This is a genomic window from Vibrio sp. 1727 (assembly GCF_033344415.1).
In the GTDB taxonomy this organism is placed as follows: domain Bacteria; phylum Pseudomonadota; class Gammaproteobacteria; order Enterobacterales; family Vibrionaceae; genus Vibrio; species Vibrio alginolyticus.
The window spans coordinates 1-668 of record NZ_JAWPOT010000318.1 but is presented as its reverse complement, the minus strand read 5'-3'; the positions used below and the strand labels follow the sequence as shown (position 1 = coordinate 668).

Annotated in this window: 1 protein-coding gene; it reads right to left on the bottom strand. The window is 47.6% G+C overall.

Annotated elements, in window-relative coordinates:
- Positions 1 to 668: PAS domain-containing protein (locus tag R8O10_RS25480; RefSeq protein ID WP_318191992.1), on the bottom strand; the 668-nt coding region annotated here is incomplete at both ends.

The window sequence follows — 668 nt, the reverse complement described above, 5'->3', positions numbered from 1 at the left end:
TTATGCCATTCCGTCACATCGTGACTAATAGACAACGTTCCGAGTAGCTCACCACTTGGCGATACTAACGAGCTTAAATTCACTTCAAGCAAGCAGCTGCGACCTTGCGTGTCCGTCGTCCATTTGCGTTCACTTTTACGGGTAGCGACTCGGCTCGCCGTTGCAGTGATGGCTTCTTCTCGTCGCCCCTCCCAAAACTGGTCAAAGGCACGATTCGTCGTCAATAAGTTACCTTGGCAATCTTGCAAGCAGATCAACTCGGACAGCGAATCTAGCGCTGAGCGAGCCATCTCTAACTGCGCCAACTCTTGCTGCTGCTCTTGTAAAGTGACTTGATAAGGTTGCGCGTACATGATCCAAACACGATGACCACGTAGCAAACTCTTTCGGCCGGACAATTCAACCTTAATAGATTCGTTTTCAGATAAACGCCAATCAAAGACTTGGTGACGGAAATAGCGACTGGAAAAACTATCTAGCAACGAAGAAAGTTTGTGAAGCTCAAACAAGGCTGGGTACAAAAAGCCTGTACCCAGAGATCGAATGCCAAGCAACTGCATCGCTGCTTGATTCGAAAGTAGGATTTGTCCATGGCTGGCATCTAGCACCAGCACTGGATAAGGCGAATCAGTAATAAGCTGCTTAAGTGCGTTTTGGAAACGAAAGTA